At 45.8% G+C, this 16,433-nt stretch carries 16 protein-coding genes and 3 pseudogenes; 4 read left to right on the forward strand and 15 right to left on the reverse strand.

Going from position 1 to position 16,433, the window contains the following annotated elements; translation table 11 throughout:
* Positions 1-25: 25 nt before the first annotated feature.
* From JCM15124_RS15655 to JCM15124_RS00910, 10 genes and pseudogenes are all read right to left on the reverse strand, one after another.
* Positions 26-184 (reverse strand): hypothetical protein, encoded by a 159-nt coding sequence (locus JCM15124_RS15655; protein WP_156930588.1) that lies wholly within the window; start codon positions 182-184, stop codon positions 26-28.
* A 5-nt stretch (positions 185-189) separates the two neighbouring features.
* Entirely contained in the window at positions 190-663 is a 474-nt protein-coding gene (locus JCM15124_RS00870; RefSeq protein WP_024997909.1) for a hypothetical protein, read from the reverse strand.
* On the reverse strand, positions 621-920 hold the full coding sequence (locus JCM15124_RS00875; protein ID WP_024997910.1) for a hypothetical protein: 300 nt from the start codon (positions 918-920) through the stop codon (positions 621-623). Before JCM15124_RS00875 ends, JCM15124_RS00870 begins: the two co-directional genes overlap by 43 nt.
* An 18-nt stretch (positions 921-938) precedes the next feature.
* Positions 939-1,175: a hypothetical protein gene (locus JCM15124_RS00880; RefSeq protein WP_024997911.1), complete on the reverse strand. Its 237-nt coding sequence runs from the start codon at positions 1,173-1,175 to the stop codon at positions 939-941.
* Between the two features lie 155 nt (positions 1,176-1,330).
* Positions 1,331-1,966: a P-loop NTPase family protein gene (locus JCM15124_RS00885; RefSeq protein WP_024997912.1), complete on the reverse strand. Its 636-nt coding sequence runs from the start codon at positions 1,964-1,966 to the stop codon at positions 1,331-1,333.
* 2 nt (positions 1,967-1,968) lie between these two features.
* Positions 1,969-2,205 carry a hypothetical protein gene (locus tag JCM15124_RS00890; RefSeq protein ID WP_024997913.1) on the reverse strand — a complete coding sequence of 79 codons (237 nt, stop codon included), beginning with the start codon at positions 2,203-2,205 and terminating at the stop codon, positions 1,969-1,971.
* 1 nt (position 2,206) lies between these two features.
* Entirely contained in the window at positions 2,207-2,404 is a 198-nt protein-coding gene (locus JCM15124_RS00895; protein WP_024997914.1) for a hypothetical protein, read from the reverse strand.
* Position 2,405: 1 nt separating this feature from the next.
* Positions 2,406-3,280 (reverse strand): annotated as a pseudogene (locus JCM15124_RS12740) (AAA family ATPase).
* A gap of 25 nt (positions 3,281-3,305) precedes the next feature.
* Positions 3,306-5,297, reverse strand: a complete 1,992-nt coding sequence (locus JCM15124_RS00905; protein ID WP_024997915.1) for a hypothetical protein — start codon at positions 5,295-5,297, stop codon at positions 3,306-3,308.
* Positions 5,298-5,309: 12 nt separating this feature from the next.
* Positions 5,310-5,681, reverse strand: coding sequence for a hypothetical protein (locus tag JCM15124_RS00910; RefSeq protein ID WP_024997916.1), 372 nt, complete (start codon positions 5,679-5,681; stop codon positions 5,310-5,312).
* Between the two features lie 153 nt (positions 5,682-5,834).
* On the opposite strand from JCM15124_RS00910, the gene JCM15124_RS00915 reads away from it, so the two are divergent.
* Together JCM15124_RS00915 and JCM15124_RS00920 are read left to right on the forward strand one after the other, a co-directional pair.
* Positions 5,835-6,479, forward strand: a complete 645-nt coding sequence (locus tag JCM15124_RS00915) for a S24 family peptidase (protein WP_024997917.1) — start codon at positions 5,835-5,837, stop codon at positions 6,477-6,479.
* A gap of 13 nt (positions 6,480-6,492) precedes the next feature.
* On the forward strand, positions 6,493-7,185 hold the full coding sequence (locus JCM15124_RS00920) for a hypothetical protein (protein ID WP_024997918.1): 693 nt from the start codon (positions 6,493-6,495) through the stop codon (positions 7,183-7,185).
* Between the two features lie 388 nt (positions 7,186-7,573).
* Here the strand turns inward: JCM15124_RS00920 and JCM15124_RS00925 are convergent, their stop codons facing one another.
* The 5 genes and pseudogenes from JCM15124_RS00925 to rnr all read right to left on the reverse strand — a co-directional run bounded on the left by JCM15124_RS00925 (position 7,574) and on the right by rnr (position 14,090).
* Positions 7,574-7,813 carry a hypothetical protein gene (locus JCM15124_RS00925; protein ID WP_024997919.1) on the reverse strand — a complete coding sequence of 80 codons (240 nt, stop codon included), beginning with the start codon at positions 7,811-7,813 and terminating at the stop codon, positions 7,574-7,576.
* Positions 7,814-8,163: 350 nt separating this feature from the next.
* Positions 8,164-10,226, reverse strand: a pseudogene (gene metG / locus JCM15124_RS12745) (methionine--tRNA ligase).
* A gap of 60 nt (positions 10,227-10,286) precedes the next feature.
* Positions 10,287-10,835, reverse strand: coding sequence for a hypothetical protein (locus tag JCM15124_RS00935; protein WP_024997920.1), 549 nt, complete (start codon positions 10,833-10,835; stop codon positions 10,287-10,289).
* 157 nt (positions 10,836-10,992) lie between these two features.
* Positions 10,993-11,805 carry a hypothetical protein gene (locus JCM15124_RS00940; RefSeq protein WP_024997921.1) on the reverse strand — a complete coding sequence of 271 codons (813 nt, stop codon included), beginning with the start codon at positions 11,803-11,805 and terminating at the stop codon, positions 10,993-10,995.
* An 8-nt stretch (positions 11,806-11,813) separates the two neighbouring features.
* Positions 11,814-14,090 carry a ribonuclease R gene (rnr, locus tag JCM15124_RS00945; protein ID WP_024997922.1) on the reverse strand — a complete coding sequence of 759 codons (2,277 nt, stop codon included), beginning with the start codon at positions 14,088-14,090 and terminating at the stop codon, positions 11,814-11,816.
* Between the two features lie 75 nt (positions 14,091-14,165).
* On the opposite strand from rnr, the gene JCM15124_RS00950 reads away from it, so the two are divergent.
* Both JCM15124_RS00950 and JCM15124_RS12750 read left to right on the forward strand, forming a co-directional pair.
* The gene (locus JCM15124_RS00950; protein WP_024997923.1) at positions 14,166-15,176 is read left to right on the forward strand and encodes an NAD-dependent epimerase/dehydratase family protein; all 1,011 of its coding nucleotides are present in this window, start codon (positions 14,166-14,168) and stop codon (positions 15,174-15,176) included.
* Between the two features lie 30 nt (positions 15,177-15,206).
* Positions 15,207-16,180: pseudogene (locus JCM15124_RS12750) on the forward strand (phosphatase PAP2 family protein).
* Positions 16,181-16,433: the final 253 nt, after the last annotated feature.

A 16,433-nucleotide genomic window follows, 5' to 3' on the forward strand; every position in this document is an offset into this window, starting at 1 on the left:
TTTTCTTTTTTATAGGTTGATAAAACTAATCTTCTATGTCGGGCGACCAGTTCAACTGCTGGCGTTCCTCTTCAAGCTCAAAGGAGAGTTGCTCAAGGCAGTTGTCATACTCCGCTTCGCTTAAGCCCTCCGTGAGTTCCTTGATGTGCTCCATCGCACGCTTTACAAATTCTCTTGGTGTCATATTCATTAACTTTCTGCTATATTACCCATCGGGACATAAACAAATGAGGTCGCATTCTTCTGCTCTTCCCGTGCTTGCTGTGGTTTAAGGCCACCCTTGCGCTTGATTGTCCTCAGCTTTACGGAGAGGTCCTCAAGTTCCTCTATGCTGATATTCCTGAAAGGCTTGCCGGCAAGACGGGAATTCAGGCAGAAGTTATCCACTCGTGCCCAGTCCGTGGTATCGATACCGAGCTGCTGCATCAGCTTCAGGCACACGCTGCGCTTTTGGCGGAGTTCTTTCCGGATTGCCTCTCTGCGCTCGTCAAAACCTGCCACTCGTTCCATATCGTTGCACATCGCATCGTACTCCTGTATGGAAGTCTCGTGCAGATGGACCGTCCGACCGTGGGTATATTGCTCTACAAGCGTTTCCTTATCCGCTCCGGGCAGCTTTTTCAGCAGACAGTAGAAACGCGCGTAGTTCCGTTCCGCTCCCATAGCTTCTCCTCCTTCCAGTCCTTGTATGCCATGCGGCCACAGGCTACGACCTCGGCCACGCTGTTCTTGAAAATATCGATGTCGAACAGTGGTGTGCCGTGTACACAAATGTACAGCCTGCTGTTGAATTCCATTACCTGCACAGCTTCCCGTGCCTCTGCATCAAGTGCCGCCTGACGGTCTGCCTCGATACGCTCCGCACGCTGCTCGTGCCACACTTGAATACGCTTCTTGATTTCGTCTAAAAAATTGCTCATTGTCATATTGATTAAAGATTATACATTGTCTGATGCTCTCCACTCAACGGTTATCACTGCGTCGAGCCTGCCGCTGCCCTTGCATATCGGGCACTCTTGCTTGTAGCGTTCCTGCCACTCATCTTCCTGCCAATGGTAGCCGTTTCCTTGACAGTAAGGACAACTGTGCCCACGGCTCTCAATGCGGTCTGTCATACGCCCACCCGGACTCATACGTCCCGGAGTGATTTCAATCATCCGCCTTTCCTTACTCATAGCGATCTTGTTCTGATAGTCTTATTCTTTCGGGCAGTACCACGGTATAGTTGCAATATCGGCAGCACCGTCCTTCCGTTCTCACGGGATAGGGATTATTACCCATCCCCTCTATCTCTTTGCCGCAGATGCAGCATTTTTCTTTCTCGTCCATATCACAGATTGTTACTTGTTTTCAATATACCTTCTTTCCAGACTACATAATGGTTTCCGGCTTCACCGATTGACCTGCCCAAGCAGTAGGCTTTGTAACCCATCACACGAACCTTCATATCGCAGATATACCTGAGCCGTCGTGCCGGTTTGCCTGTTGGCTCACTTTTGTCTTCCTGACTGATGAAGATGAAGCACTTGCGATTGAAACGGCGCATCAAGGCAACAGCAGCAGGATAAGTCCATCCGAAATCGTCGTATGCCACTTGATAAGAGTCCACGATAATGAATTTCGGGGATTTGGGTTTGGCAAGCCGCTCGGAAAGCTCTTCTATCGAATCATCCGTTACAACCCGAAATCGTCCCTGTACCTCGTTCATGTTCAAATAGCCCATACGACGCTGGAAACTTTGGTTTACACGTTCCTCATAGCTCATATAGAGAACGGAACCGTACTTGCAGAGCTCCTTGCCCAGCTGCATTACGAATGAGCTTTTACCCTGCGCACTTGCCCCACTGATGAACCAAGAGGCGTTTTCGGCAGGGAAGCCGAACGGCTCACTCCACTGCTCACCCCAAGGCAATGTTACCCATTTCTTGGCTGCAATCTCTTTCGGACTGTACGCTCGCTTTGTCATACCTACTTTTTCAGAACCTCTATTAAGTAATCGGCAGCCACACGAGATAACCATGCCACACTTCGGAATACATCTGCTGCAGTATTATCACCCTCTAATTTTGTCTGTTGGCAAGTTTGAACATAAAGGTCTTTAGCTATCTCATACCTGCGCTGTTCCCAGTCTATCTCATTAGCCTTTGCCAATTCTTTTCGGATACCGATAACGGCTTCCATAGCCTCCATTTCTATTTTCGTCATATCACCCAAGTAAAATAGTTAGTCCCTTGTCTGTAATCTCCACATCATTGCGGTCAAAATCACATTCCTCATCATTATTTTCATCATAGTATCTGAAGAAATCGTTAATCTGACCTTCTGCGTATTCTCTCAATTCTCCAAGATTGGTATCCTCGGGAACATACCCTGTATACTTCATTACAATGCTTACACGTTTCATATCATGCTCCTTTCTTTAGTTTTTCTATTTCTGTATATACTCGCCTCAGACCGCCACCGCTCTTGCGTACTATCTGACCAATGTCCGTGCCTTTCGGTGCGTTCACGCTGGCCACGGCACGGGCTTGCTCCAACAGGAACTCCCTACGGTCATCTTCTTGGTCAGGCGTTACACGGCTGTACTTACCGCCATAGCGTGAGAATATCTCGCATAGCCCACTTTCTGATGTTCCACCATTCTGTTGATTTTGGCACGCAGTCCGTCTGCTCCCATCATATACCAGCCACAGCACATTTCCGTTGCGTTCCACAATGCCTTCAGTTCAAGGAAAGCCTCGTACTGCAAGTCCCCAGCTTCGTCCAGCACTACCAACGGACGCTCCATCGAGCGTAGATAATACACGAGATCCTCGTAGGTGTCCTGATACTTGCCGCTGATGCCGACACCGAACTCCTGTGCTATCTTCTTTACCAGCGCACGCTTGGTCTTTACCTGTGAGCAGTCCACATACACGGCATTGCGGTGCTCGTTCACATACCAGCGCGCTGTATAGGTCTTACCAATGTTGGGCAGGTCGCAGAGTATCACGCTTAGGCTACGCTCTTGACACGCCTCCATCTGCAGGCTGATATATTTGAAAGTCTCCGTCTGTGCACCTTTCCACTCAATCGTCTCTCGGAGGTTCACATCCAGCCTCCGGGCAATGTTCACCCAGTTGGCATCGCTCAGTGCTTTCTCCGTCTGACCTTTTTTCAATCCGTTATAGACACTTGGAGAGATACCCAGTGCCGATGCGTGTTTCGCATCGCTTGGATAATTCCTGCGGTTGGCTGCTATCGCCTCCAATATCCGCTGTTTTTGAGTCTCACTAATCATATTCTAATGGCATTTTAACGTTATTCTATATATCTGCGACTGCTCTGTCGGATGCGCTTGGCAATGGCATTTGGGGCTTGTATTCCGGAGGAACGGAGGCTTTTAGTTCCTGTACCTCCTGCTGTGCCTGTTGGCTCGGTTTCAGTATTCCCAGTCTGTCGATGGCGTTGTCCTCGATGTACTTGTTAAACTTGGCTATCTTCTTCTGTTGCTTCACAAAGGCAGCCTTGTCCTCTTCTGTTTGCTCGGCCATTACTCTGTTGAAGGTCTGTACCTTCTCCACTCTGTCGATGTACTTGTCGCCTTGAAAAATGAACACCTCGGTGACTTTGCCTTCCTCGTCGGGCAGCCAATAGGCGGTAACCTTGTAATTGTTAGGGGTAAGTTTCTCCAATACACTAGTATCGCTCAGCCACCAGTCCTCGTATGCTACCCTTACGGTAGAGTTCCTTCGGATGCTCGTATCGACGTGCTCCCCTATATGGCGGGCCAGCGTCAGCTTATCCAAAGGAAGCAGAGTAGGATTGATGCGTTCACAGAGAACGTCCCACCTCGTCATTCCGGGGAACTTCTTCTGGTTGGGGTGCAAGGCGTGGTTCCATTCGTAGGTGTCCGCCTTATCGTCGGCAACCAGCTGCTCATAGCTGAAGTATTCCTTGTCCTCGTACAGTTCGTTTGTCTCGTCGCTGATCTTCTTGTACTCCTGACGCCATTTGCCCTTGCCGTAGAAGCGGCCGATGCCCTCGTGGTTCTTGTGGATGATGCTGCGCTTCTTCGCACCGTTCAATGGCTCGGCATATTTCTCCTGAGAGTTCTGCGGAGCACAGAAACGTACGAACGGGAAGGCGACGCCGGCTTGCAGGAAGCCGTCCTTGTACTGTGTCATCAGATGGTTCTCCACCTCTATGCCTGCAGGCATTCCCCAGCCGTGCCTTTCTATCAGGCGGAACATATCCCGGAAGCAGTCCACAACGAGGATCTCGTCTTTCTTACGCGCATAGCTCGCACCAACCACGCACTGGCTTACCACATCGTAGGCATAGTAGGCGTGTACTCTCTGCTTCGTGTCCTTCAGCTTGCGCGTCAGGTCCACGTCGTCCATTGTTATCTGCGAGAGTGAGAAGTCGCCGCCATGACGGTGCATGTGGGGCATCTGCTCGTGCATAAACGTAGTGTACGACATCAGGGCATTGTTGATCAGCGTCTTGTTGTTCGGTTTGTTCAGCACGTTGTTTATGGTACTCTCGCTCAGGAATTTCGGCTCTCCGTTTTTGTCCGTGAAATCGTCAGGGTTGAACAGTTCACCAGTCTTCGGGTCAAATACATCAAGTTCACCGCAGACAAAGCTCAGGTACATCTCGTGTACGCTGCTGTTAAACGGTTTGTTCGGAAGCACGACGATACCGAGTATCAGGCGCTCAGTCTTGTAATCCACTTTCCTTGCGCTCTGATTGCCGAATTTGCCGCTAATAAGGCAGCCGTAGCCGTTGCGTTTGTAGTCGTTTACCTTCTTTCGGAAGCGTAGCGTACTGGCAGGGAGTGTGTGCCCCAGTTCCTCACGTAGGGTTTCAATGGTCTTGGTCATCATATCCCAGTTGTATTTACCACCGAAGAGGCGTTGGCTGTCTCTTGCTCGCTCATAGAGCTTGATGCAGCAGTTCAGCACCGAGGCATTGATGATGTACTCGCGTTTCTTTTTCTCGTCAAGGTCGATACCAGTTTTGCTGCGTTCATGGAAAAATGCAACGGCAGCTTGGTCCATTTCGTAATTGGAAAGTACCCACGTCTTGATGCGAACCTCGTCGCCACCGGGATACATTTCCTCAACAGCCTCCTTGTATTTTGTCGGCAAACTGTCTATGGCAATCAGAGCACAACAGCCGTTCGCACCACCTCCACGACGGACAACGTCTATCTGACCTTTCCAAGCCTTATATTTGTAATTAGGCTCGGTCATAATTCCGCTGTCCACAAGCTCGTGGTAGGATATGCAAAGTTTGTTACCGTAATACTCCATACTGCGCCTCCCTTACAAAGCCTTTGCGAATTCCTGCATAGAAGGAATCTCGCTCAGATAAACCTTGCTGTAATCCTTTCTTTTGGAACCCTTGAACAAGATGATCCCCGTGCCAGTTGTCATGTTGGCTTCCAAAACAGCACCATTGCCAAAATACTGGCGCATCAGCCTCATGCCGTTTTCGGTAACATCATAGAAGATTTCCTCCTCAGGTACAGAAGCCTCTATCCAGCCACCCTTCATTCTGACCGTGTGGCGGATTTTACGGGCAAGCTCGCTGTCGCTGTCAAAGCTCAACGCCCTGTTAACCATGCGTTCTGTTACTCCGAACGCTTTCATTAGCGTCCGTTTCACGTCCATTGTTGTTTGAATCTTACGTGCCATAATCTCACTTATTTTTAAGACTTAATATTTGCTAATCTCGGCTATTTTTCGTATTTTTGACCGCACGTTCCATTGGAACACGCTGCAAAGGTATAGAGATTTTCTCTAACTACAAAATATTTTTAGAGAATTTCTTTGTTAAAAATTAGAGTTATGACCGTAAAAGACAGAATAAAGGAATATTGTAAAGAACAGAAAACAACTGTTTCTGCATTTGAGGAAAGCATTGGAGTTTCTAATGGTTATGTCAATTCCATTAGTAAAAGCATAGGTATTGATAAAATTAGCACCATAATAGAGAAATACTCTAATATAAATATCGAATGGCTACTCACAGGTAAAGGAAATATGCTTAAGAGCAAGGACACTGTAGAGGCGGTATCTTCAATAGTCAGTTATGATCCTAAAGTGGGACAGCCTTATTATGATGTAGATTTCCTTGGTGGTTTTAGTGAGGTCTACAATTCGCAAGTATCATTACCAGACCGCAACATTATTGTACCAGGTTTTGACAGAGCAAATCTATGGTGTAATGTTACTGGACACTCTATGGAACCACAAATAAGCCATGGTGATATTATAGCTTTACGACCATGCACAATCAACGACATTCAATATGGCGAAATGTATGCTGTAGTTCTTGACACAATTCGTACTATTAAGATTCTACGGCGAGGTTCGTCTCCTAAGCATCTCCGATACGTTCCTATAAATCCTAATTTCGATGAACAGGAGTTTGAGGTTAAACGTATCATAAGTATTTTTGAGGTGGTTGGTAGTATCAGTAAATTTTTCTAAATACAACTATTTTATGGCTATAATTTTTATTATCATCGGTTGCTTGATTTTGTATGCCATATACAAGAATTTCAAAGCGAAAGGTCTTACGCATAAAGATGATGCAAATATAAAGGTGCATATTCTTACCTCAACTGATGGTGAAACTTTTCATGAATCCAAAGACAGCGACTATAAATCTCATCGAGAACAAATGAAGTTGAGAGATAAAAGACGTGAGAGGAAGCATACCATTTGGAGTGTGTTACGTTTCATGGTTACATACAAGTCTTTGATGGCTGAAACTACAAATTTCTATCAATTTAGGGACAATTACGCCGCCTTTAAGACAGCAAAAGGAGAAATGCGTAAAAGGCATCCGAACATAAACGCATTAAACACAGCCATTAGATTTTGCCGTATGGAATACTTTTATGAAACTTGTGATCACAAACTTACAGATAATGATATTGAATCCTTATATAAATGGAGAGAACTGAATATTAATGAAGAGGAACTATTGAACAATGTCCTTACTTCTTTCGAGATGTATTGGAAAGAGGTTCTCGACTCTTATGTTCGACCATCTGCGCGGACTAATCGTATAAACTACCTCATTCAGGAATTGGCAAATATTAGGGAAATGAAAGAGCTGCAACCGTATCCGATTATTCTAAGTCGAATAGACCAGATGCAACAGCAATACAATGATATACTGTATTCATAAAACAACGAGAAGTAACCCCAGCACTCCCTCAGTCCCTCTCACTTCTTACTCCCCCCCCCTGTTTTACACCAGAAAAACAGCAAACAACCTGATATATAGTTATTTAATAAGGTGAAACTAAAAAAGTAGTGGCATTTAGGGGGGGGCTATCAATACTAAAAACGCACTTATCTTTGAAAAAGTGGTATTTTACCACCCTTGTATCGCACCCTATCAAAACCTACTTTACTAACCCCAGTTATCGAAAAAACTAACCCCACTTTTTAACCCCACCTTTAACCCCAGTACCTAAAATTGTCCAAAAATGCATAAAAAAGAGTGGCAAAACCAGTATGATTTTACCACCCTCTCAAACGGCGTTTTAATGCCATTCTAAGCCCTTTCTTTCTTAATCTTTATACGTTGCCACGGAACCGCCTGAAATAAGCGTAGACTGCTTTATTACAGCCTGTTTCGTGATGATAGAGCCGTTGCCTGAAAGCCCGGCATGGAGCAAGTAATTGCGTGTAGCACCAACCTGTTCAGGCGTAAATACTGTATAAACGGCAGAAATACTGCTGAAATACCAGTCTTTCCGCTTCGTTCCCTTTAATCCATGTATCAAATGTACGTGTATAACTTTTGCCATAACTTATATTTTTATGATGCAAATATACTAAATAATGCTTATATGGAATAAAATAACTATTTATTTTTTTCATAAAGCACAAAAAAAGAGCGATAACACGCCCTCTATTTGTCCCACTACGCACCTATTTAAACCATTTGTAAGCTTGTGTAAACCTTTTGCCAATGTTTTACGCCTCAACACGCCTTAAATGTAAAGCAAAAGTAAAGCAATGTAAACGTTTCGTTTTACGGGCGCATAAACTGTCAATCCGTGTAACTCGTTGAAACATATAACAATACACCGTTTTTATCCTCAATCCATTTTATACGCTTCGTTCTGTGCCCCATAAATGCGTGCCAAAGAGCTGTTTAGCCCACTTGGCTGCCGGGTTTCACTTTGCCGAGCGTGGTGGTTACGTTGAGCGAACCGTCGAAGTTTACAGCCGAAAGAATCATGCCTTGACTTTCGATACCCATCATGTTGCGGGGTGGGAAGTTGGCTATGAAGAGCACATCTTTGCCTATGAGCTGTTCCGGTTCGTAGAATGCAGCAATGCCACTAAGGATTGTGCGCTCTTTGCCGGTACCGTCATTGATGGTAAACTTCAGAAGTTTCTTGCTTTTCTTCACCTTTTCGCAATGCAGAATGTGTCCGACACGAATGTCGAGCTTCTCGAAATCGTCGAAAGAAACTTCTTTCTTGATGGGTTCAGCCACATAGTTAGCCGCTTCGTTTGCCTTTTTTGTGTCTTCGAGCTTCTTGAGTTGAGCGTCGATAGCTTCGTCTTCAATCTTTTCGAACAGCAAGTGTGGGGCGTTCAGCTTGTGTCCTGCCGGAATAATATCGGTGCTACCGAGCTGTGTCCAATCGCATTCGGAAAGATTAATCATATTGCGAAGTTCCTTACTGCTGAAAGGAAGGAACGGTTCGAAGGCGATGCTGAGGTTGGCAACCAGTTGGAGCGAGATGTTCAAGATGGTTTCCACACGCTTCGGGTCGGTCTTCCAGACCTTCCAAGGCTCACATTCGGTAATGTAGCGGTTGCCTATTCGTGCCAAGTTCATTGCTTCTTTTTGTGCTTCACGGAACTTAAATACGTCGAGATAGCTTTCTACTTTCTCCTTCACATCTTTAAATTCCTGAATTGCCTGACGGTCTACGTCGTGCAGTTCGCCGCACGCCGGAACAACGCCGTCCCAATATTTATGTGTCAGTTGCAACGCTCGGTTTACGAAGTTGCCATAAACTGCCACGAGTTCGCTGTTGTTGCGCTCTTGGAAATCCTTCCAAGTAAGTTGTTGTCCTTCGTTTCCGGTGCATTGGCAGTAAGCACATAGCGCAGCACGTCTTGCTTGTTGGGGAAGTCCACCAAGTATTCGTGCAGCCATACCGCCCAGTTGCGGCTTGTCGAAATCTTGTCGTTCTCAAGGTTTAGGAACTCGTTTGAAGGCACGTTGTCGGGCAGAATATAGTCGCCGTGTGCCTTCAGCATGCTTGGGAAGATAAGGCAATGGAATACGATGTTGTCTTTTCCGATGAAGTGGATAAGGCGTGTTTCCGGGTCTTGCCACCACTTCTGCCAGCTACCGAACTTTTCGGGGTTGCTGTCGCAAAGTTCCTTGGTGTTTGAAATATAGCCGATGGGGGCATCGAACCATACGTAAAGCACTTTGCCTTCGGCTCCTTCGACAGGTACGGGAATACCCCAGTTCAGGTCGCGCGTCATCGCACGAGGCTGCAAATCCATATCGAGCCAGCTCTTGCACTGTCCGTAAACATTCGGACGCCACTCTTTGTGCTCGTTCAAAATCCATTGCTTCAACCATTCTTGGTAGTTGTTCAGTGGCAGATACCAGTTTTTTGTAGTCTTAACCACTGGTTTTGACCCCGAAATAGTAGATTGTGGATTGATAAGTTCCATCGGACTGAGGTCGCTGCCGCACTTCTCGCATTGGTCGCCGTAGGCGTGTTCGTTGTGGCAATGCGGACATTCGCCCACCACATAGCGGTCGGCTAAGAATTGCTTTGCTTCCTCGTCGTAGAGCTGTTCGGTTTCTTGTTCAATCAGTTTTCCGTCGTCGTAGAGCTTACGGAAGAAGTCGGAAGCAAACTTATGGTGGGTTTCGCTGGTGGTACGGCTATACACATCGAACGAAATACCAAACTCCCTGAACGAGTCTTTTATCATTTTGTGGTAACGGTCGCACACGTCTTGCGGTGTAACGCCCTCTTTCTTGGCACGCAAAGTGATAGGCACACCGTGCTCGTCGCTGCCTCCGATGAATACAACTTCTTCTTTTTTCAGTCGCAGATAGCGTGCATAAATATCTGAAGGAACGTACACTCCTGCAAGATGTCCTATATGTACACCACCATTTGCGTATGGCAATGCTGCCGTAACGGTGGTCCGTTTGAATTTCTTTTCTCCCATATATATTGTTTGTTTTTATTCAATTGCTAAATTACGGCAATTTGCCGAAACTTACAAAATTTATTGTATTCTCACTGTTTTCGCACCTTCGTAGCAACCTATGGTGCGCTCGCCCTTCTTGTATATATCCTCGTTTCCGGGCATATCGAGCACGAAGCCTGCAGTTTTCACCTGCGCAACAAGGTTGTCGTAGGCCGCTTGGTTGAATACACCAATAATAATTGCACCGTCTTTGAAAGCGATGTAGCTCGAAACACCCTTGCGTAAAGGCTTCGGATAGTCTTCGTATTTGTCTGCAGTAAGGATTTTGGCAAGACGGCAATTCTTGTAATACATCTTCGTGAACTTATCCAGACGATAAATTTCGTAGTTCTCCTTTAGCTTGTAGCCATACTTTTTCGTTATGCCTGCCACCTTTTCAGGAGTTTCAAACATATCTATGGCTTCTGCAATGCTTATAAATTCGGTACTTGCCTCTACCTTTTCGGGTACAACAGCAGGCGTGGGCGGTGCATCGGCAACCGTTGCATACTTCTGCATCGTGCCGCAACTCGCCAATACCAATGCCATTATTGTCATTGCAGCAGTTATCCATTGTTTTTGTTTCATACCTCTCTTTTTGTAGGTGGCTGCTGTTTTTCAGTGCCCACCCTGTATATAATAGGATGCAAAGGTACGATATTTTTTTATACTTGTGGCATAAAAGCAAAAATCTAAGCACGGTAACGCCCTTGAAGCTGCATTTGCAAGTCGTTTTCTTTATAAACTAATATTCTACCATTTGTGTCCATGCCTGTAGGATATTATCGTCTAACTGTGGGACGGAAGGGGGGATATTGAAAGTTAATGCGTGGTTCTTGGCTTTCTTGATGCGCTTCATTTCCTTTTCGGATATTGTTGTTCGGTCGATGATATAAAAGTCCGACCATACATCTATCTGCTCGTCTACATCTTCGCCACGGTAGCGCGCCATAAAGGTTTGGTGCTTGTGTGCGGAGAACAAATCGTTCAAAGTGTATGTTCCTGCGTGTTCTGCGTAAGTTTCCTGCTCGTCGAAGTGCGTCATACGGGCAACGATGCCATACATCTTGAGTTGGTTCATTTCTATTTCGTGGTTGGGTTGCCCCGTTAGATTGTCCATTTTAATGGTTATTCCGTTGGTTGTAACCTTTTGGTCGGGAAACTTGTGTCGGGTTATCGTGCCGCATTTGTCAGCCCAACGGTAAATGTCGCCGTTGTTTCGGGTGGAATATTCCTCGCTCTTAATACTCTCGATGAGTGGTACCGACTCTAATGCCGGCATGTTTATGCGGACAAAAGTTTCGTCTCCGTTGGCTTGTTTGGCTTTTCGGCGGCGTTCGCCAAGAAACTTGCGGTCTACGAAGATTGCTTTCTTGGCGGTTGTATCGAGCGGTACATACATTTCCACCATACCGTCGATGAAATAGCTAAGCATAAAATCGGTAGACTGATAAACACGGTAGTAGCCTTTCAGTCGAAGATATTGCTGCTCTTGCGCCTGTGCAGCAAATGCCATGAGCAGACAAACGATTGCTATTTCGAGTCGTTTCATCATCATTTACGTATTTATCTGCGTCTTTTCCGTGCCTTTGCCTGTCTGCCCGATTTGGTATTTGGGACTTCTTTCAAGGGCGTCTTGTCCTCTTTGTCGTCAGCCAAAGTAAAGTCGAGCTGCTTTCGTTCCAAGTTCGCCTTTGCTACCTGAATGCGTATAGGGTCGCCCAACCGGTACTTATGGTGGTGGCGTCGCCCTACAAGACAATAGTTTTTCTCGTCGAATTCGTAGTAATCGTCGTCCAAATCGCGCATCGGTATCATGCCTTCGCAGTGGTTTTCGTCTATTTCGGCATAGATACCATAGCTTTGAATGCCGCTGATGTGGGCATCGTAGCATTCGCCGAGGTGGTCGCCCATGAACTCTACCATCTTGTATTTAATGGAATCGCGTTCTGCATTCTGCGCCACCTGTTCCATATCCGAGCTGTGTTCGCAAAGCTCTTCAATGTAGTCTTGGTTGGCAGAATGCCCCCCTTGCTCGTAACGAGTGAGCAAACGGTGCACCATTGTATCGGGATAACGACGTATGGGCGATGTAAAGTGGGTATAATAGTCGAATGCAAGTCCGAAGTGCCCTATGTTGTGTGTGGTATATTTTGCTTTCATCATGGAGCGTAAGGCAACGATTTGAATTACCTTCTGTTCGCTCTTGCCCTCCACTTCGTCCATCAAGGCGTTCAACGCACGCGCTGTTGCACCCTTAGTACCCGACGATTTCAGCTTGTAACCGAACTTTGCAGAAAACTGGCGTAGGTTTTCGAACTTCTGCGGGTCGGGATTGTCGTGCACACGGTAGGGGAATGTCTTTGCTTTCTTGCCGCGTGCTACCTTTCCTACATGTTGTGCCACGTATTTATTGGCAAGCAACATAAACTCTTCGATGAGTTTATTGGCGTCTTTCGACCGCTTGAAATAGCAGCGAGTGGGCTTTCCGTGTTCGTCAATATCGAAGTGTAGTTCTTCCGAATCGAACTTCACGCTACCTTTTTCGATGCGTTTTGCACGCAGTTTCTTTGCTAAACCGTCGAGCGTAATAAGTTTTTCGGCATATTCGCCCTTATAGCCTTCCTTGCCCGGAGTGGGTGCCGGTTCGCCCGTTCCGTCTACAACACCGTTGTTTTCCAACAGCTGTTGCACTTCTTCGTAAGCATAACGGCGGTCGCTTTTTATAATGGTGTGTACTAAATGGAAGTGTTTTACTTCTGCATTATCGTCTAATTGGAAGATGGCACTGTATGCTAATTTCTCTTCATTAGGGCGGAGCGAACAGATGAAATTGCAAAGACGTTCGGGCAACATCGGTATGGTGCGGTCTACAAGATAGATAGATGTGGCACGCTTCTGTGCTTCCTTGTCGATTATATCGCCCTCTTTTACATAGTGAGAAACATCGGCTATGTGAACGCCAACCTCCCATAGACCGCTCTCTAACTTACGAATGGACAGCGCATCGTCGAAGTCTTTTGCATCTTCAGGGTCGATGGTGCAAGTCCAAATGTTGCGAAAGTCTTCGCGTTCGGCAATGTCTTGCGATGTTATTTCAGCACTAATCTTTTCTGCCGCTTCCTCTACCGCCTTCGGATACTTATAAGGCAATCCGTATTGAGCAAGGATTGTGTTCATCTCCACATCGTTGTTGCCAGCCTGTCCGAGTATGTCCACCACTTCGCCCACAAGGTTTTTGTGGTTTGCATCGGGCCATTTCGTAATTCTTACGACGGCTCTGTCGTCGGTCTTTCCGCCATTCAATGCTTTCTTTGGGATAAGAATGTCGTGGACAAAGAGGTTTTCCTGCGTTATAAGGAAAGCTATTTCGGGTTCTACTTGCAGTCTTCCTACGAAGGTTTCCTTCTTTCTTTGCAAGATTTCGATAACCATTGCTTCCTTAATATGGTTACGACGGCGCGCAAAGAACTGCACTTTTACCCTGTCGCCATTAAGTGCCGACATGGAGTTGCGCTCCGAAATGAAAACAGGAGTGCCGCCATCGTCGGGAAGGAAAGAGTTTTTGCCGTTCGATTTCCTGAGAAAGACACCCTCTTGCACCTGTCCTTTGGTGTTAAGCATGTAGGCATTCTCGCCGACTTTCGCAAGATAGTCGTCCCATGCCATTTCTTCCATCACATCAATGGCAAGCATTTTAAGGGGGTGCGTAGTTAGTTTTAAGGCTTTGAATATTTGCTTTAAACCAAAAGTCTTGTCCGGTTGCGTTTGGAAAAAAACGGTTATCTTTTCAGCAAGTTCTGCTTTAGTCAATCGTTTTTTACTCTTTTTTTCCTTTCCCATTGTCAATTGCGCTTTAATTATATTTACAAAGTAACAAAAAAGTTCGTATCTTTGCAAGCGTTTCACATTATTTTAATGAAAAAAAGAATATTAATAACAGGGGCTTCGGGTTTTATCGGCTCGTTCATCGTCGAGGAAGCATTGCGCAGAGATATGGAAGTGTGGGCAGCAATGCGTGCCACTTCGTCGCGCAAATACTTGCAAGACGAGCGCATTCATTTTATTGAGCTTGACTTTTCGTCGGAAGAACGGCTTACCGAACAGTTGCGACCGCACTGCTTCGACTATGTCGTGCATGCGGCAGGGGCTACGAAATGCGTGAAGAGAGAAGATTTCTTCCGCATCAACACACAAGGAACACGGAATTTTGCGAATGCGCTTTTATCGCTGAATATGCCGCTTGAGCGTTTTGTTTTCGTTTCAAGTCTTAGCGTTTACGGTGCCATTCACGAGCAACTGCCCTATGAGGACATTGTTGAAACCGATACGCCACACCCCAATACGGCTTACGGCGATAGTAAATTGCAGGCAGAGAAAGTATTGGCAAACGCTTCTTGCAACGGAAAAACGCTGCCTTACGTTATTCTTCGTCCTACCGGTGTGTACGGACCGAGGGAGAAAGACTACTTCCTAATGGCAAAATCGATAAAGGGACATACCGATTTCTCGGTGGGTTTTCAGCGTCAAGACATTACGTTTGTGTATGTAAAAGACCTTGTGCAAGCTGTTTTCCTTGCGCTTGATAGAGGGAAAACGGGGCGTGCATACTTCCTTACCGATGGAAAAGTGTATCAAAGCACCACTTTCAGCAATCTTATTCACGCTGAATTGGGCAAGCCTTGGTGGATTAGAATAAAGGCACCCATCGCCTTTTTGCGCATCGTTACTTTCTTCGGCGATATGTTAGGACGCATAACAGGCAAACTTTCGCCGCTGAACAACGATAAGTATCAAATACTGAAGCAACGAAACTGGCGTTGCAACATACAGCCAACCATCGACGAACTCGGCTATAAGCCGCAGTACGACTTAGAGCGAGGCGTGAAAGAAACGATGGATTGGTACAAAGAGAATGGTTGGATTTAAAAATAAGGATAACTGATATTAAGAATAAAAATGGTAAAATTCATACTCGACCTCTTCCGAATAGAGAAGAAACCGCTAAAGGGATTGATGGCAATAGAGTGGGCAGCAGCAGCTTATATGGTGTTCACGTTTGTGCTTATTCTGTTCTTTTACACGAAAATGGAAACGCCCGAAGCCATGATTTATGGGCGATTGCGCATCGTTGCCATAACGGCTGCACTGTGTTGGTGTACCGCATCTTCCCTTGTCGCTTCACTCGCTTTGCAAGAGTGGCTGCACAGCTTGGCTTGCTTGCGTGGTGGTATCCCGATACTTACGAATTTAACAGGCTTTTGCCCAATCTCGACCATGTTTTTGCACAGTGGGAACAAAACATTTTTGGCTATCAGCCCGCATTGTTGTTCTCCAAAGAGCTGCCCGATGCTGTTTTCAGCGAGCTTTTCGATATGGGTTATGCAGCTTATTATCCGATGATTGCGCTGACGGTATTTTACTTCTTTATATGGCGTTACAAGGAATTCGAGCGTGTAGCCTTCATCATGCTGGCTTCGTTTTTTATCTATTATGTGGTCTTTATCTTCGTTCCGGTGGCAGGTCCTACATTTTATTATAAGGCAGTAGGAATGGAAAAGATAGTAGCAGGCGTATTTCCTAACGTGCACGACTACTTCAATCTGCATCAAGACTGTTTGCCAAGTCCCGGTTATACCGATGGTTTTTTCTACCAATTAGTAGAAGATGCGAAGGCAGCAGGTGAGCGTCCGACGGCAGCTTTCCCAAGTTCGCACGTCGGAATCAGCACCATCTGTATGTTCTTGATATGGCATGCGCGCAATTATAAGTTACTTGCAGTGCTTGCTCCGTTCTACTTTTTCCTTTGCTGCGCTACGGTTTACATTCAAGCGCACTATCTTGTAGACGCCGTAGCAGGTGTTGTTTCGGCAGTTTTGGTATATCTCCCGTTGTTCTATTTTACGAGAGGAATGGTGAAAAAGGAGCGGTAAAGCTCCTTTTTATTTCTTGCCATACATCGCTGTTGAAGTGTATCAATTTTGTAAAGATAATTCTGTTAAAAAAGTGATATAATCGCTTTGGCGTTGCGAAAGCGTAGGTTTTGCATCGCAAAACCTACGCTTTTACCGTGCAAAACCTACGGTTTTGGAACGCAAAACAATAGGTTTTGTAATGTGCTGATGATTAGATAGTTAAGCAATAGATATTTCCGCGAAAAATATTTACATATTTATTGCCTCTTTT

Source organism: Prevotella falsenii DSM 22864 = JCM 15124, from assembly GCF_000613945.1.
GTDB lineage: Bacteria > Bacteroidota > Bacteroidia > Bacteroidales > Bacteroidaceae > Prevotella > Prevotella falsenii.